The 25,889-nt window shown below is 57.8% G+C and carries 25 protein-coding genes; 20 read left to right on the forward strand and 5 right to left on the reverse strand.

Annotated elements, in window-relative coordinates; genetic code table 11:
- Positions 1-951 carry a GDP-mannose 4,6-dehydratase gene (locus ACI5FR_RS14870; RefSeq protein WP_405455499.1) on the forward strand — a complete coding sequence of 317 codons (951 nt, stop codon included), beginning with the start codon at positions 1-3 and terminating at the stop codon, positions 949-951.
- A 318-nt stretch (positions 952-1,269) separates the two neighbouring features.
- The gene (locus ACI5FR_RS14875; protein ID WP_405455501.1) at positions 1,270-2,388 is read left to right on the forward strand and encodes a glycosyltransferase family 4 protein; all 1,119 of its coding nucleotides are present in this window, start codon (positions 1,270-1,272) and stop codon (positions 2,386-2,388) included.
- A 134-nt stretch (positions 2,389-2,522) separates the two neighbouring features.
- On the opposite strand, the gene ACI5FR_RS14880 is transcribed toward ACI5FR_RS14875, so the two are convergent.
- Positions 2,523-3,002 (reverse strand): DUF4214 domain-containing protein, encoded by a 480-nt coding sequence (locus tag ACI5FR_RS14880; RefSeq protein WP_405455502.1) that lies wholly within the window; start codon positions 3,000-3,002, stop codon positions 2,523-2,525.
- A gap of 243 nt (positions 3,003-3,245) precedes the next feature.
- Here ACI5FR_RS14880 and ACI5FR_RS14885 point away from each other — a divergent pair, with 243 nt between their 5' ends.
- A complete protein-coding gene (locus ACI5FR_RS14885; RefSeq protein WP_405455504.1) occupies positions 3,246-3,704 on the forward strand; it encodes a DUF4214 domain-containing protein in 459 nt (152 codons plus the stop codon).
- Positions 3,705-3,749: 45 nt separating this feature from the next.
- Complete coding sequence (locus ACI5FR_RS14890) at positions 3,750-4,340, forward strand: FkbM family methyltransferase (RefSeq protein WP_405455506.1); 591 nt, start codon at positions 3,750-3,752, stop codon at positions 4,338-4,340.
- A 55-nt stretch (positions 4,341-4,395) separates the two neighbouring features.
- Here ACI5FR_RS14890 and ACI5FR_RS14895 read toward each other — a convergent pair whose 3' ends face one another.
- Positions 4,396-5,205, reverse strand: a complete 810-nt coding sequence (locus ACI5FR_RS14895) for a hypothetical protein (RefSeq protein WP_405455507.1) — start codon at positions 5,203-5,205, stop codon at positions 4,396-4,398.
- 220 nt (positions 5,206-5,425) lie between these two features.
- Here ACI5FR_RS14895 and rfbG point away from each other — a divergent pair, with 220 nt between their 5' ends.
- The 9 genes from rfbG (at position 5,426) to ACI5FR_RS14940 (ending at position 11,947) form a co-directional block, all read left to right on the forward strand.
- Positions 5,426-6,541, forward strand: a complete 1,116-nt coding sequence (gene rfbG, locus ACI5FR_RS14900) for a CDP-glucose 4,6-dehydratase (protein ID WP_405455509.1) — start codon at positions 5,426-5,428, stop codon at positions 6,539-6,541.
- Positions 6,538-7,317, forward strand: coding sequence for a glucose-1-phosphate cytidylyltransferase (gene rfbF / locus ACI5FR_RS14905; protein WP_405455511.1), 780 nt, complete (start codon positions 6,538-6,540; stop codon positions 7,315-7,317). The genes rfbG and rfbF overlap by 4 nt, the downstream gene beginning before the upstream one ends.
- Complete coding sequence (locus ACI5FR_RS14910) at positions 7,314-8,225, forward strand: NAD-dependent epimerase/dehydratase family protein (RefSeq protein ID WP_405455513.1); 912 nt, start codon at positions 7,314-7,316, stop codon at positions 8,223-8,225. Before rfbF ends, ACI5FR_RS14910 begins: the two co-directional genes overlap by 4 nt.
- A complete protein-coding gene (locus ACI5FR_RS14915; RefSeq protein WP_405455515.1) occupies positions 8,222-9,583 on the forward strand; it encodes a glycosyltransferase family 2 protein in 1,362 nt (453 codons plus the stop codon). Before ACI5FR_RS14910 ends, ACI5FR_RS14915 begins: the two co-directional genes overlap by 4 nt.
- Positions 9,584-9,681: 98 nt before the next feature.
- Positions 9,682-9,945 carry a hypothetical protein gene (locus tag ACI5FR_RS14920; RefSeq protein ID WP_405455517.1) on the forward strand — a complete coding sequence of 88 codons (264 nt, stop codon included), beginning with the start codon at positions 9,682-9,684 and terminating at the stop codon, positions 9,943-9,945.
- 50 nt (positions 9,946-9,995) lie between these two features.
- Positions 9,996-10,286, forward strand: a complete 291-nt coding sequence (locus ACI5FR_RS14925) for a nucleoside-diphosphate sugar epimerase (RefSeq protein ID WP_405455519.1) — start codon at positions 9,996-9,998, stop codon at positions 10,284-10,286.
- 37 nt (positions 10,287-10,323) lie between these two features.
- On the forward strand, positions 10,324-10,650 hold the full coding sequence (locus ACI5FR_RS14930; protein ID WP_405455520.1) for an alpha-helical endospore appendage domain-containing protein: 327 nt from the start codon (positions 10,324-10,326) through the stop codon (positions 10,648-10,650).
- Positions 10,651-10,664: 14 nt separating this feature from the next.
- Positions 10,665-10,970, forward strand: coding sequence for a hypothetical protein (locus tag ACI5FR_RS14935; protein ID WP_405455521.1), 306 nt, complete (start codon positions 10,665-10,667; stop codon positions 10,968-10,970).
- Between the two features lie 92 nt (positions 10,971-11,062).
- The gene (locus ACI5FR_RS14940; RefSeq protein WP_405455522.1) at positions 11,063-11,947 is read left to right on the forward strand and encodes an SMP-30/gluconolactonase/LRE family protein; all 885 of its coding nucleotides are present in this window, start codon (positions 11,063-11,065) and stop codon (positions 11,945-11,947) included.
- Positions 11,948-12,082: 135 nt separating this feature from the next.
- Here the strand turns inward: ACI5FR_RS14940 and ACI5FR_RS14945 are convergent, their stop codons facing one another.
- The 3 genes from ACI5FR_RS14945 to ACI5FR_RS14955 all read right to left on the reverse strand — a co-directional run bounded on the left by ACI5FR_RS14945 (position 12,083) and on the right by ACI5FR_RS14955 (position 17,669).
- The gene (locus tag ACI5FR_RS14945) at positions 12,083-13,117 is read right to left on the reverse strand and encodes a YheC/YheD family endospore coat-associated protein (RefSeq protein ID WP_405455524.1); all 1,035 of its coding nucleotides are present in this window, start codon (positions 13,115-13,117) and stop codon (positions 12,083-12,085) included.
- An 819-nt stretch (positions 13,118-13,936) separates the two neighbouring features.
- Positions 13,937-16,078, reverse strand: a complete 2,142-nt coding sequence (locus ACI5FR_RS14950; protein ID WP_405455526.1) for a methyl-accepting chemotaxis protein — start codon at positions 16,076-16,078, stop codon at positions 13,937-13,939.
- A 214-nt stretch (positions 16,079-16,292) separates the two neighbouring features.
- The gene (locus tag ACI5FR_RS14955; protein ID WP_405455529.1) at positions 16,293-17,669 is read right to left on the reverse strand and encodes an extracellular solute-binding protein; all 1,377 of its coding nucleotides are present in this window, start codon (positions 17,667-17,669) and stop codon (positions 16,293-16,295) included.
- A gap of 211 nt (positions 17,670-17,880) precedes the next feature.
- Between ACI5FR_RS14955 and ACI5FR_RS14960 the strand changes: the two genes are divergently transcribed.
- The 7 genes from ACI5FR_RS14960 (at position 17,881) to ACI5FR_RS14990 (ending at position 25,774) form a co-directional block, all read left to right on the forward strand.
- Positions 17,881-19,569 (forward strand): polysaccharide deacetylase family protein, encoded by a 1,689-nt coding sequence (locus ACI5FR_RS14960; RefSeq protein ID WP_405455531.1) that lies wholly within the window; start codon positions 17,881-17,883, stop codon positions 19,567-19,569.
- A gap of 166 nt (positions 19,570-19,735) precedes the next feature.
- Entirely contained in the window at positions 19,736-20,590 is an 855-nt protein-coding gene (locus ACI5FR_RS14965; RefSeq protein WP_405455534.1) for a sugar phosphate isomerase/epimerase family protein, read from the forward strand.
- A 3-nt stretch (positions 20,591-20,593) separates the two neighbouring features.
- Positions 20,594-21,622, forward strand: a complete 1,029-nt coding sequence (locus ACI5FR_RS14970) for a Gfo/Idh/MocA family protein (protein WP_405455536.1) — start codon at positions 20,594-20,596, stop codon at positions 21,620-21,622.
- 2 nt (positions 21,623-21,624) lie between these two features.
- Positions 21,625-22,926, forward strand: coding sequence for a neutral/alkaline non-lysosomal ceramidase N-terminal domain-containing protein (locus ACI5FR_RS14975; RefSeq protein ID WP_405455538.1), 1,302 nt, complete (start codon positions 21,625-21,627; stop codon positions 22,924-22,926).
- 22 nt (positions 22,927-22,948) lie between these two features.
- A complete protein-coding gene (locus ACI5FR_RS14980) occupies positions 22,949-23,728 on the forward strand; it encodes a glucosamine-6-phosphate deaminase (protein WP_405455540.1) in 780 nt (259 codons plus the stop codon).
- A complete protein-coding gene (locus ACI5FR_RS14985; RefSeq protein ID WP_405455542.1) occupies positions 23,725-24,909 on the forward strand; it encodes an N-acetylglucosamine-6-phosphate deacetylase in 1,185 nt (394 codons plus the stop codon). The genes ACI5FR_RS14980 and ACI5FR_RS14985 overlap by 4 nt, the downstream gene beginning before the upstream one ends.
- A 1-nt stretch (position 24,910) precedes the next feature.
- On the forward strand, positions 24,911-25,774 hold the full coding sequence (locus ACI5FR_RS14990) for a sugar phosphate isomerase/epimerase family protein (RefSeq protein WP_405455543.1): 864 nt from the start codon (positions 24,911-24,913) through the stop codon (positions 25,772-25,774).
- Positions 25,775-25,889 lie beyond the last annotated feature (115 nt).

The raw sequence follows: 25,889 nt of genomic DNA on the forward strand, positions 1-25,889 counted from the left end.
ATGACAAAAGCGTTGGTCACCGGCATCTCGGGATTCGTCGGCAGCCATATGGCGGAATTCCTGCTCGAGAGGGATATCGAGGTGGTCGGGACGATCCGGATGAGAAGCCGAATGGACCATATTAAGAATTTGAAGGATGTGCAATTGGTGGAATGCGAGCTGCGCGATCCGTTCTCGGTAGAGAAGCTCATCCAAGAAGCGAAGCCGGATTTGATCTTCCATCTGGCTGCCCAGAGCTTCGTTCCGACGTCCTGGAATTCCCCGATGGACACGATCTACAACAACATCGCCGGCCAGGTCAACATTATGGAAGCGGTCCGCCATATCAACTTGGATTGCAAGATCCAAGTGGCATGCTCCAGCGAGCAATACGGGCATGTCGAGCCGGACGAGGTGCCGATCAAGGAGACGAATCCGCTCCGGCCGCTGAGCCCTTACGCCGTCAGCAAGGTGGCTCAGGATTACTTGGGCTATCAGTACTACAAGAGCTACGGACTGCATATCATTCCGACCCGCACGTTCAACCACACCGGCCCGCGCCGGGGCGAGAACTTCGTAACATCGAACTTCGCCAAGCAGATCGCGGAGATCGAGAAGGGGAAGAAGCCGCCGATTCTGTATGTAGGCAACCTGCAAGCCAAACGGGACTTCACCGATGTAAGGGACGTCGTTCGCGCCTATCATCTCGCACTGGAGAAGGGCGAGCCGGGGACTACGTACAATATCGCCTCCGGAACCTGCTATACGATTCAGGAAATGCTGAATCTGCTCCTCTCCTTCAGTTCCATTCAGATCGAGATCCAGGAGGATCCCGCGCGCCTTCGTCCATCGGATGTGGAGATCTTGCTGGGCGATTACACGAAGTTTCATGAGAGGACCGGATGGAAGCCGGAAATTCCTTTCGACCAAACGATGAAAGATTTGCTCGATTATTGGAGAGCGCGGGTCTAGCGCTCCTCCATATATGGAGCTTGGAGGCGGCCCGCTCATTCCACGGAGAAAGGGGAGAAGCTGATGAGGCGCAAGGTGACCGCGAGGCGAAAAAAGAAGCAACGCGCTATTGCACGAAATGCACGCAAACGTGCGATTTCGCGAAAAGCGCTTAGAAAAAAACGGCACCTGATCGGACGCAGCAATGCAAGAAGGAACTCTCAACAAAGGAAACCTCAAAGTAGGAAACGGCTGATACGCGCAGTTAAAAAAAATCACCTCAGAAAAAAGCTGAGAGCCCGCCGCAGAAGAACAAGACACGTCTCTGCTCCCGTTCCGGTGCCTCAACCGCTCGCGACCGGGGTGAATCTGGTCGCCTTCAACCGGGCGGAGATCGGCATCGGCGAATCCGGCCGGCTGGCGGCGAGGGCGCTCGCCACAACGGACGTTCCGTTCGGCATCATTAACTTCCCGATGATCGTGGCGCCCGGAATGGATGATCGGACTTGGGTTCATAAGGAGATGCCCGATCCGATCTACAAGGTGAATTTGTTCCATATGAACGCGGACAGCATGCAGCAGGCGTATCAGCATTTCGGCCCCCGCCTGTTCGGCGGCAGGTACAACATCGGGTACTGGCACTGGGAGCTTCCCGACTTTCCGGAGAAGGATATCGCCTCCTTCGCCTTCGTGAACGAGATCTGGGTGCCGACTACGTTCGTCCTGGAGAGCGTCAGGCGCAAATCGCCCGTTCCGGTTCTTAAAATTCCCCACGGCATCGAAGTTCAAGTGATCCCGGAGTTGACCCGGGAGACGTTCCAGCTCCCCCGGGACCGGTTCTTGTTCTATACGATGTACGACGTGCAAAGCTTCCAAGCGCGGAAAAATCCGCAAGGGGTACTCGAGGCGTTCAAACGGGCGTTCTCCCGGCACGATCCGAGCGTCGGGCTCGTAATCAAGCTGAACAATTCCGTCTTCAGTTCGCAAGACAGCGAGCTGCTGCATCGAATGATCGACGGGTACCCCAATATTTATATAATCGACCGGATTATGAACCGGCTGGAAGTCAACTCGCTCTTGAATTTGATCGATTGCTACGTCGCGCTTCACCGCTCAGAAGGGTTCGGCCTCGGGTTTGCGGAAGCGATGTATCTGGGCAAGCCGGTGATCGGAACGAACTGGTCCGGCAATACCGATTTTATGAACTCCGCCAACTCTTGCCCGGTCGATTACCACTTTACGAGCGTAGGCAAGAATTATGGCCCCTATCAAGCCTATCAGACCTGGGCGGAGCCGAGCGTGGATCATGCCGCCGGCTATATGAGGGAGCTGGTCCTCAATCCGGGATGGCGCCGGCAGATCGCCCTGAACGGATTCAATACGATCCGAAACGAATATTCGCCTCAGCTCGTCGGGCAGCAGATGAAGGAGCGGCTCATGCAGCTCGGCTTGATCTAATCTCGTGCCAGGTGAGCAGCATGCGGTTGGCCTAACGGCGACAATCATGCTGTTTTTTTATAAACCTGGGGCCCCCGCAAAGGGGCTCTGCCCTGGAATAAACTTCAAAGGCCCACATCACTTTGTGGGGTTATTTAAAACTGCAACGCATGCTGGATGAACCTTCGGCCGAGCGTATCCGGAGCGGCATGCACGAGCTGCCGGAACTCCTCCGACGCCATGAAGTCGGCGGCCAATGCGACCGGATCATACCCGTGCTGCAGCCGCTGAAGGTGGCCTTGAAACCCCCCCGGATCCGGCATGCGGGTGAGCAGCTCGACGTAGTAATGATGCACGATATGCGCCGGAGGCAGCGTGAGCAGATGCCGGAGCTTATTGGCAATGGTCGGCATCTCGTGCAGAACCGGCGGCCCGTAGTAGATGGCGCGCGCCTCAACACCCTGGATCAACCCACTTAACATCTCTATTCTAGTCATCCCGGCTGCTAGGAGTCCCATATGGGCGTGCAAGCTTCCCGGATCCGCCTCGCGATGCAGAATATAACGGAAGAGCGATTGGATGAACGCTTCGTCAGGCTTGTTGTAGGCAAGGTAGACCAGTTGCAAAATCTTCAAGGCTGTCACCGCCCTTGTGTGGGATCAACAGGAAGAGGTATACGTTTCTAGAATACTAGTGTATGTATTCGATAGAAAATGGCTTGGACATCTGAACCTCTAGCAACCGTGGAAGTTTCGATCAGATGCTTGCTAGAGGCCGGTTCTTCCGAAATTGGACGACTTGCCCGTGTGACCTGCGGAGGAACAATCCGCCTCCGGTCATATATTGTTCATAGACTGCCTGGGAAAGGATGCGTGGCCGTGAGTACATTCGAGAACATCGTCAATATCGTCAGTGCACCCGACCCTGCCGAGTTCGTGCGGGGCGTTTACCGGGAGCTGCTGCAGCGGGAAGCGGAGCCCGCAGGGTTAAGCGGTCATCTGGAGCTGATGCATGGGGGAACGACACGGCTGCAAGTTATTGCCGGAATCATGCTCAGTGCGGAATACCGCTCGGTCCTGAACAGCGGGGCGCCTTCCCAGTATCCGGGTCCTACGCTGCATGACCGGATCCGACACTTGACCGGCGGCTCGTACGCGCATTACGTAGTCAACTTGTATCAGGAGATGCTGGGCCGGGCTTGCGGTCCGCAGGAACGCATCATGCTGCTTGCACACTTAATGAGGGGCCATGACCGTCTCTTCATGCTCAGCGAGGTGCTGCGGGCGCCCGAATTTATCGAGAAGCTGCGGACCCGCGTTCCCCACATCCCTATCTAGGAAGCCGTGCCGGCTCATGCTGCCGCGGTGCGAGGAGGTCGACGCATGAAATTATCTCAAGATAACGAGGAATTGTTCCATGGCATTGGCCCGGGCGATGTAGCGATCGATTGCGGAGCGAACATCGGAGTAGTTACCCAGAAGCTTGCAGACCTGGGGGCTTTCGTGTTCGCGTTCGAACCGAACCCGAGCGCGTTCGCTTACTTGAGCAACCGGTTCGCCGCTTATCCGAATGTGTTCTGCATCAACAAGGGCGTCTGGGACCGCAACAGCAGCATGCGATTATACCACTTCGTGGAAGCGCATCTGGACCCGCTCCGGTACTCCTACGCCTCCTCCATCTTCGACACCAATCCGATCGTGAACACGGGGAATTACACCGATATCGAAGTCGTTGATTTGTGCGAAATCGTGGAAGCCCTGGATCAGCGCATCAAATTCCTCAAGGTCGATATCGAGGGCGCGGAGTTCGAGTTGATCGAGAAGCTCATCACGTCGAACATGTACCGGTATATCGACTTGACGCTCGTGGAGACGCACGAGGGGCTCGTCCAGAATCCGGTGGAGAAGATGGCCCGGCTCCACAGCCTGATGCAGGAACGGAACATTACGAACATCAACTTGAATTGGAATTGACCTTGGTCGAAGACAAAACACCCCCCAGCCTGCAAGATAAGGTCGGGGGGTGTATTCATACACGAATCCATTGGCGGGTTGGGTAGTGGAAGACGGCCATCCCGTCGCTAATTGTTGGCGTCATATGAAAGTAGGGCATATACATTTTGGCGCGGCCCTGAAAATGAAGCGAGTTTAGCTTAATGAACGAATTGGAATCCATTCGCCGGCTATAGAGCGTATCGCCGGACAAGTACACTTTTCTTAGACCGTCCATCATTTCAAAATCGTAGTATTGGACATTGATATTGGAATCGAAATAGGAGTCGCTGAAAAGTCCGTGGCGGGTGTCGGTATAAAGGTGGCTGATGACCATATCCGAGAGGGCCGGCTGGCCGATCTCGTAAGTGAACCGGACCAGACCGCGGAAGACATCGGGGTCGTCGAAGCCGATCAAGATCAGATTGCAGAACGCCTCCAAGGATTCGAGGTCGCAGATCGACGTCCACGTGAATTCGAACGTGAATTGCTGGAACTCTGGATTGTTCACATCGGTATATAACAAAACATCCGAATCCAAGTAACAGCATTTGGCGAGCTTATGATGCCGCATGAATTCCCGCAAAATGAGCCAGCGTTGGAAGCAAAACAAGTTGTAGTTGTAATCGTTCTCGCTGACATGCTTGTATGTCGTCGCCAGCTGTCTCGCGTCGTGCATGAAATTTTCCATCCGGGTGTGGTGCACCAGGTGCGAGCCCAGGACGGCATTGTCCTCGGTCCCGATCAGCACGACGGTCGATTGCGGATTGCTCCGCTTGGCCTGATGCAGGCTGTAGATCAAATATTCCTCATAGTTTTGATGGATAAATACAATCGGCATAGCCACTAGAAGCGTCCCTCCTTCAGCCGCATCGATCCGACGCCGCAATAGTTTCTACTAAGGTATGTCCGAAAGAAGGTTCCGAAACGGCCCTTGTACAGGAGACTTGCCTATTTTGCGTGGACATGTGGAATTCGTGGATACGCGGTTATCCCCCGGCTCATACGATGTAGGAGCTAGTCAGCAATCCTAGGACAACAGTTCATGTCCAGTTGGGTGGGAAACGATGATCGACCAAGCGTTCTGGAACGGAAAACGAGTGTTTGTAACAGGGCATACGGGGTTTAAGGGCGCCTGGCTCAGTCTATGGCTCCACTCACTTAGGGCGGAGGTGACGGGCTTCGCTTTGCCCCCTCCGACAAAACCAAGCTTGTATGAGATTGGCGGGCTATCCGGAATCGTCCGCTCCACCGTCGGCGACATACGTTTGAGGGACCAACTGCAGGAAGCGGTCAGGCAGGCGAAGCCCGACATCGTCATTCATATGGCCGCACAGCCGCTGGTGCGGGCCTCGTACCGGGCGCCTGTGGAGACTTACGAGACGAATGTGATGGGAACGGTCCATCTGCTGGATGCCGTCCGTACCGCCGTTGCCGATGGAATCGCCATTCGAGCCGTCCTGAACGTCACTACGGACAAATGCTACGAGAACCGCGAATGGCATTGGGGATACCGGGAGCAAGACGCGCTCGGCGGGTATGACCCTTATTCGAACAGCAAAGCGTGCTCCGAACTTGTGACCGCTTCGTACCGGAGCTCTTTTTTCGGCGAGAGCGCGGAGCCGGACGGGGGGCTGCCGGTGGCGATCGCGACGGCCCGTGCGGGGAACGTCATAGGGGGAGGGGACTGGGCCGCGGACCGGCTTATTCCCGACAGCATGAAGGCATTGTTAAATGGGCAACCGATCGTTGTCCGTCACCCTAGCTCCATCCGGCCGTGGCAGCATGTGCTGGAGCCGCTAAGCGGCTACCTGCAGTTGCTGCAGCACATGGTCCGGGATCCGAAGCGGTACAGTGAATCCTGGAACTTCGGTCCGGACGATGCCGATGCGAAGCCGGTCGAGTGGATCGTGCAGCACCTATGTACGGCATGGGGTGAGGGAGCCGCGTACGAGATCCAGCCGGTACCGGACCGATCCCCCCATGAAGCCCGCTATCTGAAGCTCGATTGCTCCAAAGCGAAGCAGGAGCTCGGCTGGGCGCCGAGATGGAGGCTGCTTCAGGCGATCGAGCAGATCGTCCGCTGGAATAAGGCTTACCGGGACGGGCAGGACATGCGGGCCGTGTGTCTGGAGCAGATCCGGCAGTACAACGGCGAAACGCTAAAGGAGGATGGCGGGTGAAAGTAGTCATTTTGGCGGGCGGTTATGGCACGAGAATCAGCGAAGAGTCCCATCTGAAGCCGAAGCCTATGATTGAAATCGGCGAGAAGCCGCTCCTCTGCCATATCATGTCGATTTATTCCCATTACGGCTTCAACGATTTCATCATTTGCCTGGGTTACAAGGGCTATGTGATCAAAGAATATTTCGCCCACTATTTTCTTTACAAGTCCGACGTAACGTTCGACTTCAGGGTCTCCGGCGAGGAGCAGATGACCGTGCATCACCAGGCGGCGGAGCCTTGGAAGGTGACGCTCATCGATACGGGCAAAGACACGATGACAGGGGGAAGAGTGAAGCGAATTAGGCCTTATATCGGAGACGAACCGTTCATGCTGACATACGGGGACGGCGTCTCCAGCGTGAATATCCGGGAGCTGGTCGAATTCCACCAGGCCCACGGCAAGCTGGCGACCGTAACCGCGACCCAGCCGACGGGAAGGTTCGGGGCGCTAAGCTTAACGGACGACGATACCGTAGCCGGCTTCCAGGAGAAGCCGAAAGGGGACCGGAACTGGATCAACGCGGGATTTTTCGTGTTGAACCCCGGCGTGTTCGACTACATTGCCGGCGATGCGACCGAATTCGAGAAGGAGCCGCTCGAGCGGCTTAGCCGCGACCGTCAGCTGAAGGCGTTCAAGCATACCGGGTTCTGGCAGCCGATGGATACGCTGCGCGACAAAAATTACTTGGAACAGCTCTGGAAATCGAATCAGGCCGAGTGGAAGTACGGGTGAGCGTAGAGGGCCTTCATGTGCTGGTGACCGGCGCCACCGGATTCCTGGGCAGTCATCTCATTCGAGCGTTGCGGGCGGCTGGGTACGAAGTTAGCATTTTGAAGCGAAGCTCCTCCGATTGTTCGCGGATCGCCCCGCTGCTCAGCGAGCTGGCGGTCTTCGATCTCGATCGGGACCGGGTGGAGGCTCCATTTCGGCAAAGGCGCGGGATAGACGCCATCATTCATGCCGCCACGCTCTATGGCCGCCAGAACGAGAGGTCCGGGGAGCTGCTCGAGGCTAACGTGGCTTTCCCCTTGAATCTTCTGGAGATCGGCCTCCTCCACGGCACGCCTCTGTTCATCAACACCGATTCGTTCATTCATAAAGGAGCGGGCGATTACGCTTACTTGCAAAGCTACGCGCTCACCAAAAAACAGTTCGTCGAATGGGGGCGTCTCCTAAGCCGAGGGCAGCCGATCCGATTCGTGAACGTGAGGCTGGAGCATCTCTATGGCCCGTTCGACAGCGGGACGAAATTCGCGAGTCAGGTTATCCGCGCCTGCCTGAACAATGAACCGGAGCTGCGCTTGACGGCCGGGGAACAGCGGCGCGATTTCATCTACGTAGAGGATGCCGTCCAAGCATACATCCGGTTGCTGCAGCCTGCGGCGGGAGCCGGTTTCGCCGAATACGAGCTGGGCACAGGCCGCTCCATGACGATCCGGACGTTCGTCGAGCTGGTGAAGGAAGAGACATGTTCGAAGACGGTGCTCAATTTCGGCGCTTTGCCTTACCGATCCAATGAGATCATGCAATCCGAGGCTGACATCGGACCGCTTCAGGCGCTCGGCTGGTCATGGTCGTTCGATGTCAGGGCGGGTATCCGACATTTACTAGAACGTGAATACGGGAGGTGCCATCCATGATACGGAGGAAAAAGAAACGGCGGCTGAAGAGCGGGGAGTCTCGCCGAAGAAGGCTGCGGCGCCGGAGGAGCGCATCGCGGAGGAAACGGCTTCGAAGAGTCGCGCCGCGTTGGCGGGATGCAGACGGTTCCACTCCGGTCCGCGTCAGCGTCATCATCCCTTCGTACAATCAAGCGGCTTATATCCGGGACACGATCGAGAGCGTGCTCCGCCAGGATTATCCGCATGTCGAGATTCTCGTGATGGACGGAGGCTCCACGGACGGAACGGTCGACATCCTGCACCAATACGCCCAATCGGTCCCGGAGCGGTTTCGCTTCGTGTCGGAGCCCGACCGGGGCCAGGCTCACGCGGTGAACAAAGGGGTGGCCATGGCGGCGGGGACGATTATCGGGTGGCTGAACTCGGACGATACGTACCATCCGGGCGCGATCGCCAAAGTGGTTCGAAAGTTCCGGACACATCGCAACGCTTCGGTGGTGTACGGGAAAGCAAATTACGTCAATGAGCGCGGCGAGTTCCAGTATCCTTACCCCGTCAAACCGTTTAACCGGGATCTTTTGATGACAGAATGCTTCATCTGCCAGCCCGCCGCATTTCTCAAAAAGGACGCGTTCGTGAGAGTCGGCGGTGTGAAGGAAGACTACAAGTTTATTTTGGATTATGAATTGTGGCTGAGGCTGCTGCCTTCGGGCGGTTTCTATTATATGGATGAGCTGATTGCCGATTATAGGCTGCATGAAGCCAGCAAATCGATGTCGATCTGGAAGGACGTTGGGCTCGAGGAAGTATTGTGGGCGTTTCGCGTTCACTATGGGGAAGGCGCGGTGGCGGCCAAATGGGTGGCGGAGTATGCGCACCATCATTGGCCGAAAGGCGTGTTCTGGCTGCTGAACCGCTACAAGGCGAACCGCGTATTCGGCCGGTCGCCGGAGCTGCTCGCCATCGACCGCTATGAGGACGGGTGGGTGCCTGCAGAGATCGGAATCGTGATCGGATCGGGGGACCCGAACAGCGTGATTCACTCGCTCCTCATCAAAGGGCGTCATGCGATCCCAGACGCGGTGGGCACCCTTCACCTAACCGTCTACGTGAACAAGGATTTGCAAAAAACCTACGAAGTGAATGCGGACTCCTTCGTCCTGGTCATCCCGATTCATGCCGCGGGTCAGTCGATCGTCAACATCCGGACGGAGGAAACGATCCGGCCGCTGCAGCATGGGCATCCGGAAGATGACCGTGTCGTCGGGTTCATAGCGGAGGAGATCGTCCCCTTATCGGCCAAAGAGTATGAATTTTATGAGGCTTATAATCGGGAGCCGGCTACGATTCCGACGTGGCTGCTGCATCATAAATGAATGCGGCAGCGACATTCGAGTTCCGCGGGTACCTTTACCCGGTTCGATTCATACAATGAGGGGGAGAAAAGTTACGAGCTCTAACAGGAGGTTCCGGTATGAAGCGAAAGAAACGGCGCGTTTCCGGGAAGAAGGGCAAAAAGCCGGCCAAAGGCAAACGCCTCTCCATTGGAAAGCGCAGCAAGTTAAGAAGAAAATGGGCCAAGCGAAAAAAACGAGGCAAGAAGCGGATCACGCCGCATAACCCGAGCTATGCCGAAGTCTACGAAAAAAACTATAACGCCGCGTATGAGAAAGGGTATCAGGTCGGATTCGCCAAAGGGTTCGAAGAAGGCCATGAGCAGGCTTACACGGCAGGCTGACACGGCCGGCTGATACGGCCGGCTGACACGTACGAAGGAGGATTGCGCCGGTGCAAAAGCGAGTGACGTCCATCATCGGGCATATGGCCAAATCGCATATGGAGCTGGCCCGAATACTTGAAGCGAAGCGGCTCAATATCGTCAACACGGCGCATGTGATCGGAGCCCTGCCGAATACGAACCTGCAGTTCGACGGGGCTATCGCCGTAGGGAGCCAGGCAATCGACATCGCCAAGAGCGTCAGCCAATATTTGACGTCCCTGGCGGACTTGGAGGAAGCGATCGCCGAGAACTTGGAAGTCGTGATCAAAGAGCTGACCGACGGAGAAGAGGAAGAGTAAACCGGCCAAACCGGGGCTGGGAAAGGGGGGGGAATTCATGAAACGCCGAGACGCGTTCCTGCGGATTTTGGATGCTTCGGTCAAGCTTCAATACAACATCTCGCTCATCCTGGAAGCGAAGGCGAACGAGACGGAGAAATCGCGCGATTGGATCTGCGGCCATATTAATCACAAAGTTTTTTACAGCCACGAGGATCAAGTGAAAGGTCCCCTCGAATATCATGAGCAGTTCCTTGAAGTGATTGACGGGCTGACGAAGATGGAGTACGCGCTGGCCAAAAATTTGAAGGTGATCTTGAACCGGAGCGAGGATGACAACTCTTCCGGCATGTCCGGGTCGGATGTTGGCGGCTTCATGAATTAGGGGGATAAGGAAGCATGGGTCTGATCCGCAAGCATCATGAACTGCAATTGGACATTCTCGACTCGCTCGCCAGAAGCCAGAAGGCGCTCGCCAGAATCATCGAGAGTCTGGCCGACATTTCCGCTGCCTCCGAGGAAACGGCGAGGAGAGTACAGGCGAATATGGAAGCGATCACCCGCTACCAGGAGTCGCTCATGGTGAAGCTGTGCGGGATTCGACCGAATCGAGTGCGGACTTCGCCTCCATCGAAGCCCTGGATCAATCGAGCCATGCATGTAGTGGGATCGGCCGATTGCTCCGTCCCGAAGACATCCGGTTAACTGAACGTAACCCGGATGTCTTTTCTATGTTACAATATGGAAGGGACAAGGAAGCGCAGCACGTACATATATGTGGGATGGAGGATTCGGCTATGCAGTGGGAAGCGGAATTGGTTGTGGACGCGAAGTCCTTATTGGGGGAAGGACCGCATTGGGATGCCGGGCGGTCAAGCCTGTTGTGGGTCGACATTACGGGGAAGCGCCTGAACGAATACAAGCCGGAAGGCGGGGAGCTGCGCGCTTATCCGTTCGAGGAGATGGTGACGGCGGCCGTACCCGCTGCGGACGGCGGCATCCTGCTGACGTTCCCGCATTCGATCGGCCTCTTCGATCCGGAGAGCGGCACGGTGCGGACGCTCCTGGACGGCATCGAAGCGGACAAGGCGGAGAACCGGTTCAACGACGGGAAGTGCGACGCGACCGGCCGCTACTGGGGCGGGACGATGTCCATGAACGATGTACGGGGACAAGGGTCCGTCTACAGCCTGGATCCGGATCTCCAGCTTCGCGTGCGCGAAGAATTCGGCCCGGTTACGTGCTCCAACGGATTGGGATGGAGTCCGGATAACCGGACGATGTATTACATCGATACGCCGACCTACGAAGTGGTTGCGTTCGATGTGGACCTCCAGAACGGTGAATTGGCCAACCGGAGAACCGCGATTCGCATTCCGAAGGAATTCGCTTATCCGGACGGGATGACGGTCGATGCGGAAGGGATGCTGTGGGTCGCGCATTGGGGCGGCTTCCGGGTCACACGGTGGAATCCCGCAACTGCCGAATGCATCGGCACGGCGCATGTGCCGGCCCCGCAGGTAACCTCGTGCACGTTCGGCGGCCCGAATCGCGACGAGCTCTACATCACCTCGGCCCGTGTCGGCTTGTCCGACGAGGTGCTGGCCAAGTATCCGCTCACCGGCGGTGTATTCCGCATCAAGCCCGGCGTAAGCGGGCTGCCGAACCACACGTTCGGGTGAGCGCATCCGAATATGGCAGAACGGAAGACGAAAGACCTTCAATCCGAGGATTGAAGGTCTTTGTGCGCTTGGCCATGCCTACAGGCATGTAACCATGACAAGCATTGATCCATATACTGAACCATCCCTGCCTCATCATTTCCGGCTCAGGTAGTGCGCGTATTGCATCGGTTGCTTGTATACGGCAGTCTGGCTCTCGAATTCTTTATACAAATCCTTCTGCGGATTTCCGTTCAATTCGATGATCCAAAAATGGCGGTCGTTGTCCAACGCAAAATCAACGCTCAGTTCACCCAAGTGGAGTCCGGACCGCGTTTCCAATTGCTGAGCGGCCGTCACACTGACGGATTCTATGAATAGCCGGACCACCTCAATCTGTTCGGGCGCGTAGAAGGGCCGAAGCGCCTCTTCCGATAAACAAATGGTCTCGCTGATGCTTGTATTGTAGCAGCCTTTATGGGCGATCCGGCTGACTACATTCGTGACGCTCCATTCGCCGCTCCCGTTCTTTTGCACGAGCACGCGTAAATCGAAGGTTTGCTCGTTCACTTGCTGGATCGGGATCCCTTGCTGGATGATGTAGGGTTTCTTGCGGATCAGACCTTCAAGATGTTTCAATAATTTCCCGCTGTCAGGCAAGATAGTATTAGGCGAGAAATGATGATAGCCAATATGGATTTCCCCGGATTCCTTCCGTTCTACGCGATATACCCCTTTTCCTTGTAGTCCGTACACAGGCTTTAAATAGATGACGTTGTGCTTCTCCAGGAAAGAAACGACTTCTTCGGGACGATAAAGGATCGTTTCCGGCAAGTAGGGGGCCAGACTTTCCAGCAGGTGCGTATGAACCTCGAATTTGTTGAATTTGTTCGTATGGTTGAAGCAGGTTTGGCGGCCGATTACGTGCTCCAGGCGCCGCATGACCTTGATCCGTTCCAAGTCGTAACAACGATTGTATACGGACCGGGGAAAAGCAAATCTGCGGAACATCCACTTCCCTTTCGAACGATGAAGGCCAATAATCGTCCTTCGCTTCCAGTTGATCGATGAAGGCGTAAAGCTGTATAGCGGCATATTGGGAGGTGAGAAGCGCATGTAATGCTGCAGGACATGCCTTCTTTGCTTGCCGGCGGCTACCATAATGCCTACATAACCTTTTTTGGAGTTCAATCGGCTTCCTCCTTCTGTGGCGATAGCAGGGTCGTATTAGGGTATGTACAAGAAAGTGAAAAGGCATGGACGATAATACAAGCCGGCGGAAAATGGGTTCGTATGGAGCGCACCGATTATTTCAAACGGGAATAAGTTGTTCTGTGGGTGTATTACACCCCGCAAATGGTGTGGGAGTACACGAATAGTAAATAAGGAGTGTGTGATTATGGGAAGAGTAGGACCTCCTGGACCTCCCGGGCCTCCTGGACCGCAGGGGCCTCAGGGACCACAAGGACCTCAAGGACCTCCGGCGGTTACATCCTTTGCCTTCTTTTGCAGATCGACTGATCAAACGCTTGGGCCGGCTTCTTCAGGCGGAGGATCGGACGGCGGCATCGTACAGTTCACCAGTCAGCTCGTGAACGGTACAGCCATTTCGTTCACTTCTCCATCCAGTATTAACATTCTTCAAGACGGGATTTACGAAATTACCTGGGAGGTATTCCCCCAACAGGGCAATACGGCGTTTGGATTGTTTAGAGATCCAGCCGGGCCGGCCCCTAAGACGCTAATTCCGTGCAGCAATTATGGAGCAGGTTCGGGCAACCAAACGATTCCAGGGCAAGTCGTGACACCATTATCGGCGGGCGACGTGATTACACTGCAACGAATTGACCAAACCGGGATGAACGTGGTAATCCAAGGGAGCATCGGAGGGAACACTCCGACGACCAGCGCTTCCCTTTTTATCGAAAAGCTGGCATAAGGAGAAAAGCCGCCGGATCACTCCGACGGCTTTTCTCATTCGGTTCTTATTATGTACATAACTTCGGTCAATCAGATCGTGAACTTGCTGAGCGATTCCTTGAGCGAGTTCGACAGCTCCTCGAGCTTCTCGGACAGCCGGACGAGCCCGCTGCTGATGCTGAGCTGCTCGGTGCTGAGCGAGGCGACCTCCTGCGAGGTTGCGGACGATTCTTCCGCTACGGCGCTGACGTTGCTCATCGCATCGGCCAGTACAAGCTGCGACTCTTTCAACTCCTGGATCGAGCCGGTCACGTCGCGCAGCTGGACGGTGAAGCCGGTCACGCGCTCCTGCACTTGCTTGAAGATTTCATCCGTATGCTTCACGGAGGCGATCTGCTCCTGGAAGAGCGGGTACGCTTCCGTCAAGACGGATACCGTCTCCTGAATCTCGTGCTGAATCGTCTCGGTGATCTGCCCGACGACGTCGATCGATTGCTTCGACTGGTCCGCGAGCTTGCGGATCTCGTCGGCGACGACCATGAAGCCTTTGCCCGCGGCACCGGCTCGGGCCGCTTCGATCGTGGCGTTCAGCGACAGGATGTTCGTCTGCTTCGTCATCGTGTTCAGCACGTCGAGAATTTTGCGAATCGAGCGGGTGCTCTCTTGCAGCTTCTCGACCTTCATCACCATGGAGCGGGTCATTTCTTCGGTCGTGTTCGTCTTGGTGATGAGCTCGGACATGTAGATCTTGCCTTGGTTGCTCGACTTCAACACTTCGGAGCTGGACGCTTCCATCTGCTGATTGGAGGCGACCACTTGGTTCACCTTAAGATTGATGTTGCTCGTCAAGTCGTTGCCGCGTTCCGCCTCCATGGCCAGACTCGATGCGCCGGAGGCGATCTCCTCGGTGGCGACGGCGATCTCCTTGGCCGAGAGCGCCGTCTTCTTCGAGGCGTCCGAGAGCTCGGCCGCGGTGTTCAGCACTTCTTGAGCCGAATCGTTCGTCTGGCGAACGAGGTGCGTGATCTGGTCCATCATCAGGTTGAAGCTGTCGCCCAGCTGACCGATCTCGTCCTGACGACCCGTGGCCCGCATCCGCACGATGAGGTTCCCGCGCGCGCCCTCGTTCATCAGATTGCGCATCGCGACGAGCGGGGAGCCGATCATCCGCATGACGAGCAGGCCGAGCCCGATCGCCACGATGGACGCGATACCGACCATGACCCACATCACGGTCGAAATCTTGTTCGCTTCCTTGACGAGCTCTTTGACCGGTACGTTCCCCGTCAAGTACCACTTGGAGCGGCCGAGCACATCGTAGGCGACCAGATGAGTCTCGCCGTTGACCTTCGACTCGAACGTGTCGGTCTCGCTCGACGCGGATTTGGCCCGGCCCGCGACATCGATCGGATAATTCGCTTCCATGTTCTCCGTCTTGGCCGACCAGACGATCTTGTTCGTAGGGCTGACGATTGCGATTTCGCTGCCTTCTCCGATCGTGAGACCGTTCAGCACTTCCTTGAGCGCCGATTCCTTCACTTCGATGACGAGGATGCCTTCCACGCTGCTGGACTTGATGTTGCGAAGCACGCGTGCGATCGCGAACGTGTTCGGCGACGTTACATAACCGGCTTTCAGAGCGGGCAGCCAGATCCCCTTGCCGTCGCCTTCCTTCACTTCCTTGAACCATTCGCTCGTGAAGACCGTATCCTTCATGCTCGTGGAAGTCTTGTAGCTGTCCGATTCCGGAGCCATCGGGATAATGTTGATGTCGGCGATCTTGTTATTCGCCATTACGTAGCTCTTCAGGCGGTTGTTGACCGCCGAGCCGGCCTGGAGCTTGTCGAAGGCGCTGAGCGTCTTGTCCTTGTATTTGGTCAAGTTGTCGGCCACCGTATCGTCGGACATCAGCTGTACGGAGATCGTTTCGAGGCTTTCCAGGAAAAAGTCCAGCTTGTCGGCCGACTGCACGATCGTTTGCTTCGAGGCGTCTGATACTTTGTCGGTAATGATTCCTTTGGAGATTTGCGCCGACAAGAGGCCTACGATGACAACGATGGCGACGATGCTGACGAAAAATAACAGGAACAGCATGACGCCGACGGAACGAAACGGATTTTGCAACGTAAGCTTCCCGCCTTCCTGATTGGATTCTGCGTTCGTCATTGGCCGCTTGGCTTGGTTCATCGTCCCTTTGAAGCGGGACCGCCATTGCGTCAACTTGTCCTTCATGAAAAAGCCCACCTTTGCCATTTTGTCATTGCTGCTTTGCTGTATAACCGTATTCGACATGATTTTCCAATCTCCTCCGAGCGGGAAGGAAGGAAAGGGGAAAAATATCGGAAAATCTTAACATTTAGTCCTAAAGACCTATGAAATAAACATGAAAAAACCCCGGATAGGTCCGGGGTTCCTCATGCATGTGTACTAACAGCGATCCGTTAGTTTACGTACCGGCGATAATCCGGATCATCCGGTCGGCGAACGAGTCGGCCGACTCGAGACCCGTCCAGAACAGCTCCATCTCCGCTTCGAGCTCCCCGATAAGCATCGGGTCTTCGAACATATCGCTCAAGTAATGGCAATTGATAATCTGATCGCCGACGATGTTCAAGGCGCGAAGGTCCTCTTCCTCGCATACCTGGTCGTTGACGGTCAGGCAGGACAGGAAGCTCGTCGTCTTAGCCAGCTCGACCTGCAGCTCGGGATCGAGCGCCGTCTCCAGGAACTGAGCGGTCAGGTCGAAGTCGGGGCAATGGGTCGGGATCATGAACCCGTTGGCCACGAGAAGCGAAGCTTTCTCCGGCCCGAACGGCAGGGGCGCGATCTGCGGCTCGAACGACAGGTCCGCCGCCCATCCTGCGGCTTCGATGGCGGTGGTCAGCACCATGGCGGTCTTCTCGTAGACGAAGGCCTTCGAATTGGCGCCGTAAGACGGCTGGCAGAGGGTCACCGAGCGCTCGCGGTAAACGGCATTGTGGATGAAATCGAGCGTCCTCACGAGCGCCTCCCGGCTCGAGCCGGGTTGGAAGTGGTAGCCGTTCTGCAGCGCGATGACCGGCCAGCGGCTCGAGGACGACGAGAAGAGCAGGCCGTATTGGTTCGTGATGCCGTCCGCGTCCGTATCGAGGGTGAGCCGCTTGGCGGCCGACAGGAAATCGGACAACGTCCAGTCCGGCTCCGGCCGGGGAATGCCTTGCTCCGCGAACAGCCGGGCGTTGTACGCCAAGTAGACGGGCGAGAACGTGGCCGGCATCGCCTTCACTTCCCCGTCTCGTCGGAAACCCTCGACCAGGCGAGGGTACATCGCGTCGAGCGTTCCCTGGAACCGGTCTTGCAGGCTCGCGAAGGAGGCGAACTGGTTGAGCTCGTCGAACTGCCGATCCGTGACGATCAGCAGGTGCGGGGCGTGGCCAAGCTCCATCGCCGTTCGCATCGATTCGCGGAAGTTCGTGCTGGGGAAGCTCAGCAGCCTCACTTCCACATTCGGGTACTTGCGCTTGAACGCCTCGATGATGATCGGCAGGCAGTGATCGACGTAATGCGAAGGAGCGGGCGCCATGATGCGAATCACCTTTGTCGCGCTCTCCGGGATGACGAGGTCGGGAGAGACGATCGTGCCTTGGCCGACTTTTTTGATTATGAGTCCTTCTTTTTGCAGTTGTTCAAGCGACTTGCGGACGGAAGTCCGGCTAATCCCGTAATACCGGCAAAGCTCGTTCTCCGACAGGAGAAACTCTCCGGGCTTGATGTAGCCGGATAAGATTTGCTCTCTCAAAATATGGGCCAGCTTGGAGTAGCGAAATTCACTTTCACGTCTCATGTCTGTCGTCCAATCCTTCAAAAATGGTTTCAATCTTCAATTATAGCCGAATCTTCAACAAATTGATACAGGCAATGTGTTGTCTATCCTACCGTCGGCCTATCCCTCGGACCCTCTGAAAAAAGTGCTGGTCACATTCCGTTCTCCGAGCTAGAATACAGGTATGATACAATTAAAAAATTCTAACTTAAAACAAGGAGAGTCGGCTACTATGCGTATGGCAAAATTGGCGGTATTGGTGGATCGGCAAGAAGCGGATTCTCGTCGAGCGCAAGGCGTAAACGTATTCGAATCGTATATTGCGGAGCTGCTCGGGCAAGCGGGCGTTCCGTTCGTACTTATCGACAGTGTGGAGGAGCTCATGAAGGTGAACCCGGATGTGGCGATCGCCGCTTTCGTCCGGGAGGGGGCCGCGTCCGCGGAGGCGCTATGGAGCTATGCGGAGAACGGAGGCTCGCTTATCGGCCTCGGGAATTTGGGAGGTTTGAGCAAAAAGCTGAAATGCACGGCGCTTTCGCCGCTGAAGCCGGGTTATGCTCATCTGCCGGAAAGCTGGGTCGACGAGCGTCCGCTGCGGTTTATGAAGGCGACGCCCTGGGCGACCGGGAGCGATAATGAATATGTAGCGGAGCGCATCGGCTCGGTGAGCGGCGGGGTTCAAGTGCAGGCCGACGGACCTGCCGCGGTGCTGCAATTCCGCGTAGGGACCGGGACGATCGACCGCTGGTCCGTCGATCTGGTGAACACCGTCGTACAGCTCCAGCAGGGCACGCAGCCGGTGTTCGAGGACGGCATCCCGGCCCCGGACGGGTCCGGATCGCTGGATGACGGCTGGCTTAAGGCCGATGACGAGACCGCCGTGGATTGGGTGGCGGATCGGGCGGCTACGCAGACCGGGCAGCCCTATTATCCCCATCCGTATGCGGACCTCTGGCGGGAGGCGCTCGTGGGCCACGTCATCCGGACCGCCCTGGCTAAAGGACTGACGCTGCCGTTCCTCGGTCATTGGCCGGACGGCTTGAGCGGCGTGGCGCTCATCTCCCATGACAGCGACGGCAACGAGGACGAGGCCGGTCTGGCCACTCTGGAATTGTTGAAGGAATGCGGCGTCCAATCAACATGGTGTATGATCGAACCGGGCTACAGCCCGTCCTTATATGAAGCGATTCGGGCAGACGGCCATGAACTCGGCTTTCATTATAACGCGATCGATCATCCTTGGACCCGGGAACAGTTCTTGTCGCAATTCAAGTGGCTGCAAGGGGCGATCGGAAGCGAGACCGTCATCTCGAACAAAAACCATTACACCCGCTTCGAGGGATGGGGCGAGCTGTTCCGCTGGTGCGAGGAGACGGGCATCCAATCGGACGAGTCGCGCGGGCCGAGCAAGCGGGGCAACGTAGGCGTACCGTTCGCGACTTGCCATCCGTACTTCCCGATCGCCTGGTGCGACGAGCGCAACCGGTTTTATGACGTGCTTGAGCTCGGATTTTTCACGCAGGACATGGATCTCGGGTCGTGGGCGGACAGCAGCATTATCGAGCCGTGTCTCGCGATCGCTAAGCGCGTTGAAGGCGTCGCTCACTTCCTGTTCCACCAGTACCACATATTACGGCGGGAGGAAGTGCGGGCTGCGTTCCGCAAAGTAGTGACCGAGGCGCGCCGACAAGGCTTTGAATTTTGGACGGCGGATCGGATCAACGCTTGGACGCGGGCGCGCCGCCAAGTCCGGATCTCGGCTTGCGAGGGCGGACAGGTCGAGCTCGAGGGCGAGCTGAACGGCGTGGTCGTGTGGGTGCCGGTTCGTTCGGATGAGCAGACGGGAAGCGAAGGGCTTGAGTTCAAATATGGAGTCGCTTGCCGAAAAACGACGGCGTTCAGAAAACGCGCGGTGGTATAAAAGGAATGTTATCGCTCCTGACCTAGTTCCGGGGCACTCAAAAAATTTTGATACTCGCATCGAAAGAAAAGTCAACATTTCCCCCGGGAAACTTGCTATAGTCAAACAAGATGCGTAAACCGAAACCCCGCAAAGTGACGTGGGCTTTAAAAAGGGAGTGGAATTTGTGGTACTGGACCGATTGGGTGTACTGACCGACGAAGTATCGGCCCGTTTCGACGAGGCACTGGATTGGATAACGGAGCAAGGGTTGAAGCACGTAGAGATTCGAGTAGTGGACGGTGTGAACATTGCCAATATGAACGACGAGCAAGTGAAGGAAGTACGCCGGAAGGTGGAGGCGAAGGGCTTGTTCATCTCGGCGATCGCATCCCCGCTGTTCAAGTGCGCGCTGGATCCCGAGCGGCCGGTCGCCTCAGGCGACATGTTCGGCCAGAAGGAAGAGAGCGTGGAGGCGCACTTCGCCAAGCTCGACCGGGTGCTCGCAATTGCGGGCCTGCTCGGGACGAAGCGCATCCGCATCTTCTCGTTCTGGCGCGAGAAGGAGCCGGAGCGGTACACGGCGGAGATCGTGGCTCATCTGAAGCGGGCCGCCGCGGTCGCGGAGCGGGCCGGCGCGCTGCTGCTCGTAGAGAACGAGCCGTCCTGCAACGGCGGCTTCGCGGAGGAAGTGGCGGCGATCGTGAGAGGTGTCGGCTCGCCGGCTGTGAAGGGCCTGTGGGACCCGGGCAACGAAGCGTACGGCGGGCACGAAGCGTATCCGGCCGGGTACGCTGCGATGAAGGATGTGCTCGCGCACGTCCATCTGAAGGACGCGTACGTGCGGCCAGACGGAACTTCGCGCTGCGTGCCGCTCGGTTCGGGCTCTGTACCGGTCATAGCGCAATTGAAGGCGCTAATCGCCGACGGCTACGACGGGCTGTTCACGATCGAGACGCATTATGTGCCGGAAGGCGGTACCCAGATGATGGGCACCCGCATGACGCTCGACGCCTTAAGGACTTTATCTCAGGGGGTATAACAAGTGGCTAAAACTTGGGGAATCGGAATAGTGGGCTGCGGCACGATCGCGGATTTTCATATGAAAGCGCTAAGCGAAATCGAGCAGGTTCGAGTCGCCGCGGTCTCGAGCCGAAGCGAGGAGAAGGCGCGCTCCGTGGCGGAAGCGCAAGGCTGCGCGTGGTATACGGATTACAAGGCGCTGCTGCACGATCCGAACGTAGACATCGTCTCCGTGACGACGTCGAGCGGCAGCCATCATCGGATCGGGCTGGACGTGCTGAACGCGGGCAAGCATCTCGTCGTCGAAAAACCGGCCGCCATGACCTCCGCTCAAGTGGCCGAGCTCATCCGGACGGCGGAAGCGAACGGCGTCACGCTGTCGGTCATCTCCCAGCGCCGGTTCGAAGCCCAGCACCAGGCCGTTCGGCAAGTGCTTGATGATGGGGCGCTCGGCAAGCTGCTGCTGCTGGAGATCTCCCTGCCGTTCTACCGGACGCAGGCTTACTACGACAGCGCCGACTGGCGCGGGACGCTCGTGGAGGATGGGGGCGCGCTTATGAATCAGGGCATTCATTCCATCGATCTGCTGCTCTGGTTCGGGGGGCCGCTGGCTTCCATCTACGGGAAAGTGGCTACGCAGACGCACCGGATGGAAGCCGAAGACATCGGGCTCGGCATTCTGCAGTTCAAGAACGGCGCGTTCGGCACCGTAATGGCGTCGACCAGCATTCAGCCCGGCTTCCAGGCCGCGCTGAACATTTACGGCGAGAAAGGTACGATCAAGCTGGAAGGGACGCAGATCGTCCATTGGACGGTGCCGGGTGTACCGGAGCCTGATTTCGGCGCACCGGCTGTCGGAGGCGGAGGCGTGTCCGATCCGAAAGCGATCTCGTATGTGAATCACAAGCTTCAATTCATCGATGTGATCGAGTCGATCGAGACCGGCCGCACCCCGCTCGTTACAGGGATGGACGGCTTGCGGGCCGTACAGCTCGTCGAGTCGATCTACGCTTCGTCCGAGTCCGGCAAGCCGGTCCTCCTGGAGGGATAACGATGAGTGCTTCCGCAATGCTGATGGGGGTGTCCAAAGTCGACATCACGCCGCTCGAGCCGATTCCGCTCGCCGGGTTCGGCAATCGCACCGGACCGTATGAAGCGATCAGCAGCCGCCTGTACTTGAGGGCCAATGCATTTCGCCAGCAGGTGAACGGACAGGACGTGACGGCGCTTGTGGTGGAAGCCGACATTATCTGGTGGGGACCGGAGCGGATGGCGGGCATTCGGGGCAAGCTGCTCGACCGGTTCGGCATCCGCCCGGAGCACGTCATCCTAAGCGCGTCGCACACGCACGGCGGGCCGCAGACGACGACGCAATTCGTCGATATGCTGGGCCTTCCGGACGCCGGTTATATGGACCAGCTCGAGGATTGGCTCTTGCAGGCGGTAGGCGCTGCGATCTCCACGCTGGAGCCGGTGTCGATCGAGCGTGGATCCGGCACTTGCCAAGTCGGCATCAACCGGCGCAAGTGGGTGAACGGGGCGATGGTAATGGCTCCGAATCCGGACAACTACATCGATACGAACGTCGAAGTGTTCCGGTTCACCGCCGAGTCCGGAGCGACCAAGGCCGTATGGATGCACTACACGTGCCATCCGACGGTGACGAACCTCAATCAGGTCAATTCCGATTACTCCGGAGCGGCGATGGCGATGCTCGAGCAATCGATCGGCGGAGGAACCGTCGTGTCGTTCCTGCAGGGGTGCTGCGGCGATACAAGACCCGCGCTCTTCCGGGACGACAAGTTCTACTCGGGAGACGCCGAAGACGTCCGGCGGCTCGGCCGGATGCTCGCCGACGCGGTGACCACTGTGCTGGGCCGCCCGATGAAGCCGGTGCCTCCGGGGAAGCTGGGCGGCCGCCTGATCGGCGTGGATCTGCCTTATCTGTCTCTGCCGAGCGAGGAAGAGATCGCGGCGACGGAGAACGCCGAAGGACTTCCAGGCCAATGGTCGGTCAAGCTGCGGCGGAATCCGCAACTGCTGACGCCTTCCATCCCGCTGCAGCTGAGCCGGCTGGATATCGCGGACGGAATGAGCTTCATCGCCATGGACGGCGAGATGGTGCTGGAGTACAGCGAGAAGGTGAAGCGGCTGTCAGGCGGCCGGGCGCTGGCGCTCGGCTATAGCAACGGCATGATCGGGTACGTCCCTACCGCGAAGCAGGTGGAGGAGGGCGGCTATGAAGGCCGAGACTCTTCGAAGCTGTTCATGCTGCCGGCCGTATTCGACCCGAGAGTGGAAACCGTCATTGAGCAAGGGATACAGGAACTGCTGCAGGGGACAGATCATCATTGAATCGAACCGAGGAGGAAGAACTATGCCATTGCAAGCGCAACCGGTATTGGCGGAGAATGTCGAGGAATTGAAGGTGAACGTATATGCCGATCGGAGGCAGCTCGGTTCCGCCGCGGGGGGGGCGGCGGCGGCCACGATCAAGAGGCTGCTCTCCGAACAGGAGACGGTGCGGATCATCTTCGCCGCGGCACCGTCGCAGAACGAATTCCTCGAGACGCTGGCCGCCGACGCGGGGATCGATTGGAGCCGGATTACGGTGTTCCATATGGACGAATACATCGGACTGCCGAATGACGCCCCGCAAAAATTCAGCCGTTTCCTGTGCGACAAGCTGTTCGACCGGGTCAAGCCGGGCCGGGTGAACTTGATCGACAGCTCGACGACGATCGAGGAGGAATGCCGCCGGTACGGAGCGCTCATCCAGGAAGCTCCCATCGACATCGTGTGTCTGGGCATCGGCGAGAACGGCCATATCGCGTTCAACGATCCGCCTGTCGCCGACTTCAATGACCCGCAGGTGATCAAGGCGGTCGAGCTCGATGACGCTTGCCGGCAGCAGCAAGTGAACGACGGCTGCTTCCCGACGTTCGATGCTGTCCCTACGCACGCGCTCACGCTCACGATTCCTACGATGATGGCGGGACGCCATCTGTACTGTATGGTGCCGGGGCCGACGAAGCGGGCGGCGGTGCAGCGCACCCTGAACGGATCTATCTCGACCGAGTGCCCGTCGACCGTCTTGCGCAGACATGCGGATTGTACGCTGTACGTAGACCGGGATTCTTATGGAGGCGGGCAATGAGGAGTTCTGAAGGAAACACTGTTGTAGAAGGCTTGCACTACCGCACCGGAGAGCCGATTCGGGTTACGCTAAGCGGTGGCGTCATAGAGTCGATCGAACCGAGGACCGCATCCGGTATCGCTGCGGGCCCCCGGATCGCGCCGGGGTTAGTGGATCTCCAGATCAACGGCTACCGGGGACTCGACTTCAACACGATCCCGATCGCGCCCGGTGTCGTAGAGCGCGCGACCCGCGAGCTGTACGCGGAAGGGGTGACGGCGTACTACCCGACGGTGATTACCAACAGCGAAGCCGGCATCGCCGAGGGAGTGAGGGCGATCGCGGCCGCGTGCCGGAGCGACGAGCTGTGCCGGCGGACGATCGCGGGCATCCATGTGGAAGGCCCGTTCATCTCGCCTGAGGACGGCGCGCGCGGCGCGCACGCCCGTGAATACGTTCAAGCGCCGGACTGGGACATGTTCTGTCGCTGGCAAGAGGCGGCGGACGGTCTTATCCGCATCATCACGATCTCGCCCGAATGGGATTCGAGCCCGGCCTTCATCCGCAATTGTGTAGCGAACGGCGTTACGGTCTCGATCGGACATACGCTGGCGAGCCCCGAGCAAATTCGCGCCGCGGTCGAGGCGGGGGCGACCATGTCGACCCACTTCGGCAACGGGGCGCAGCTGATGCTGCCGCGGCACCCGAACTACTTGTGGGAGCAGCTGGCGCAAGACGCACTCTGGTGCTGTCTGATCGCCGACGGCTTCCATTTGCCCGATCAGGTGCTCAAGGTGGCGATGAAGGTGAAGGGCGCGCATGCGATGCTCGTCAGCGACGCCGTCTACTTGAGCGGGATGCCCGCGGGCGAGTACAAGACGCATGTCGGCGGCCACGTCATACTCACGCCGGAAGGCCGGCTGCACACCGCGGCGAACGAGAAAGTGCTGGCCGGCTCCGCCCAGATGCTCTTGTGGGGCATCGAGCACGTCGTGCGCCGAGGACTCGCGAGCATGAGCGAAGCGTGGGACATGTCCTCTGCGCGCCCGGCGGCGTTCATGAACTTGCCGGAGCGTGCAGGCTTGGCCGCCGGAGCGCCGGCCGACCTGGCCCTGTTCGATTGGGATGGCGACCGCGTCCATTTGCAGCAAACTTACAAATCCGGCGAGCTCGTGTTCGACCGGACCAAGGAGAGTGACTAACATGAAATTCGCGGCATTCAGCGGAGTGTTCATCGAATACAGCATACAGGAAGCGCTTAGAATGACGAAGGAGCTCGGCATGGACGGTCTGGAGATTGCCGCCCGCGAGCCGCATCTGTCTCCGACGACCAGCGCGATCCGAATTAAGGAAATTCGCCGGGTGGCGGACGATCTAGGTCTGCAGCTGCCGGTATTGGCGGGTTACATGGGCGGCTTCTCCACCGCGAGCGACAAGGAATCCGAGCAAGCGTTCTCCGACTTCCAGCGGCTCCTTGCGGCGGCGGGCGAGCTCGGCTCGACGATGATCCGGGTCGCCCCGGGAGGACCGAATGCATTCCTCGCTCACGACTATCATTATGCCAAATCCGCATTTTGGATCGACAAATGCGCGACGGAGGCCAAAAAGCAAGGCGTGAGCATCGTGCTCGAGATCCACAACGTCTCGATCGCCGAGACGGCGGAAAGCAGCCACCGGCTGCTCGATTTGATTCATAATGAGAACGTCGGGATGATTCACGATGCGGGCAACATGTACATCACGGATACGGACTATGGCCGGGATTCCGTGATCCAGCTCGGCAAGCGAATGTTCCACGTCCATGTGAAGGACGAGTTGCGTGTGGACGCGGTCGGCGCGCCGGGGACGTTCACGAATTTGACCAAGCACGGGGAAGAAAAGTTCCTGCAATCGCGCCTCGGCGAAGGCGGAGCGGATCATCAGCCGCTGTTCGACGCGCTGGTGGAGACCGGCTACGACGGCTGGGTCACCCTGGAGTGTCATGCGCCGTTCCCGCCATTCGAGCGGCTGCAGCACGATTTCAGCTTTGTAAAGGCGATGCTCGACAAGGCGATCAGCAAAAGATAACAACACAAGATTTGTTTCCGAGGCCTCCTTTTCAGGGAGGCTTTTTTCGGTTTATGCCAAATTGTGCTATAGTAGTGGACAGAAGCCTGATCATGAGAAGCGGAAATGAGGAATC

The organism is Paenibacillus sp. HJGM_3 (genome assembly GCF_045062745.1).
In the GTDB taxonomy this organism is placed as follows: Bacteria; Bacillota; Bacilli; order Paenibacillales; family NBRC-103111; genus Paenibacillus_AA.

Bases quoted from the DNA above. Each gene is read 5' to 3' on its own strand.
- ACI5FR_RS14870 (WP_405455499.1), top strand. From the start codon at position 1: ATGACAAAAGCGTTGGTCACCGGCATCTCGGGATTCGTCGGCAGCCAT.
- ACI5FR_RS14890 (WP_405455506.1), top strand. From the start codon at position 3,750: ATGAAATTATCTCAAGATAACGAGGAATTGTTCCATGGCATTGGCCCG.
- rfbG (WP_405455509.1), top strand. From the start codon at position 5,426: ATGATCGACCAAGCGTTCTGGAACGGAAAACGAGTGTTTGTAACAGGG.
- ACI5FR_RS14915 (WP_405455515.1), top strand. From the start codon at position 8,222: ATGATACGGAGGAAAAAGAAACGGCGGCTGAAGAGCGGGGAGTCTCGC.
- ACI5FR_RS14920 (WP_405455517.1), top strand. From the start codon at position 9,682: ATGAAGCGAAAGAAACGGCGCGTTTCCGGGAAGAAGGGCAAAAAGCCG.
- ACI5FR_RS14930 (WP_405455520.1), top strand. From the start codon at position 10,324: ATGAAACGCCGAGACGCGTTCCTGCGGATTTTGGATGCTTCGGTCAAG.
- ACI5FR_RS14935 (WP_405455521.1), top strand. From the start codon at position 10,665: ATGGGTCTGATCCGCAAGCATCATGAACTGCAATTGGACATTCTCGAC.
- ACI5FR_RS14940 (WP_405455522.1), top strand. From the start codon at position 11,063: ATGCAGTGGGAAGCGGAATTGGTTGTGGACGCGAAGTCCTTATTGGGG.
- ACI5FR_RS14950 (WP_405455526.1), bottom strand. From the start codon at position 16,078: ATGAAGGACAAGTTGACGCAATGGCGGTCCCGCTTCAAAGGGACGATG.
- ACI5FR_RS14955 (WP_405455529.1), bottom strand. From the start codon at position 17,669: ATGAGACGTGAAAGTGAATTTCGCTACTCCAAGCTGGCCCATATTTTG.
- ACI5FR_RS14960 (WP_405455531.1), top strand. From the start codon at position 17,881: ATGCGTATGGCAAAATTGGCGGTATTGGTGGATCGGCAAGAAGCGGAT.
- ACI5FR_RS14975 (WP_405455538.1), top strand. From the start codon at position 21,625: ATGAGTGCTTCCGCAATGCTGATGGGGGTGTCCAAAGTCGACATCACG.
- ACI5FR_RS14980 (WP_405455540.1), top strand. From the start codon at position 22,949: ATGCCATTGCAAGCGCAACCGGTATTGGCGGAGAATGTCGAGGAATTG.
- ACI5FR_RS14985 (WP_405455542.1), top strand. From the start codon at position 23,725: ATGAGGAGTTCTGAAGGAAACACTGTTGTAGAAGGCTTGCACTACCGC.
- ACI5FR_RS14990 (WP_405455543.1), top strand. From the start codon at position 24,911: ATGAAATTCGCGGCATTCAGCGGAGTGTTCATCGAATACAGCATACAG.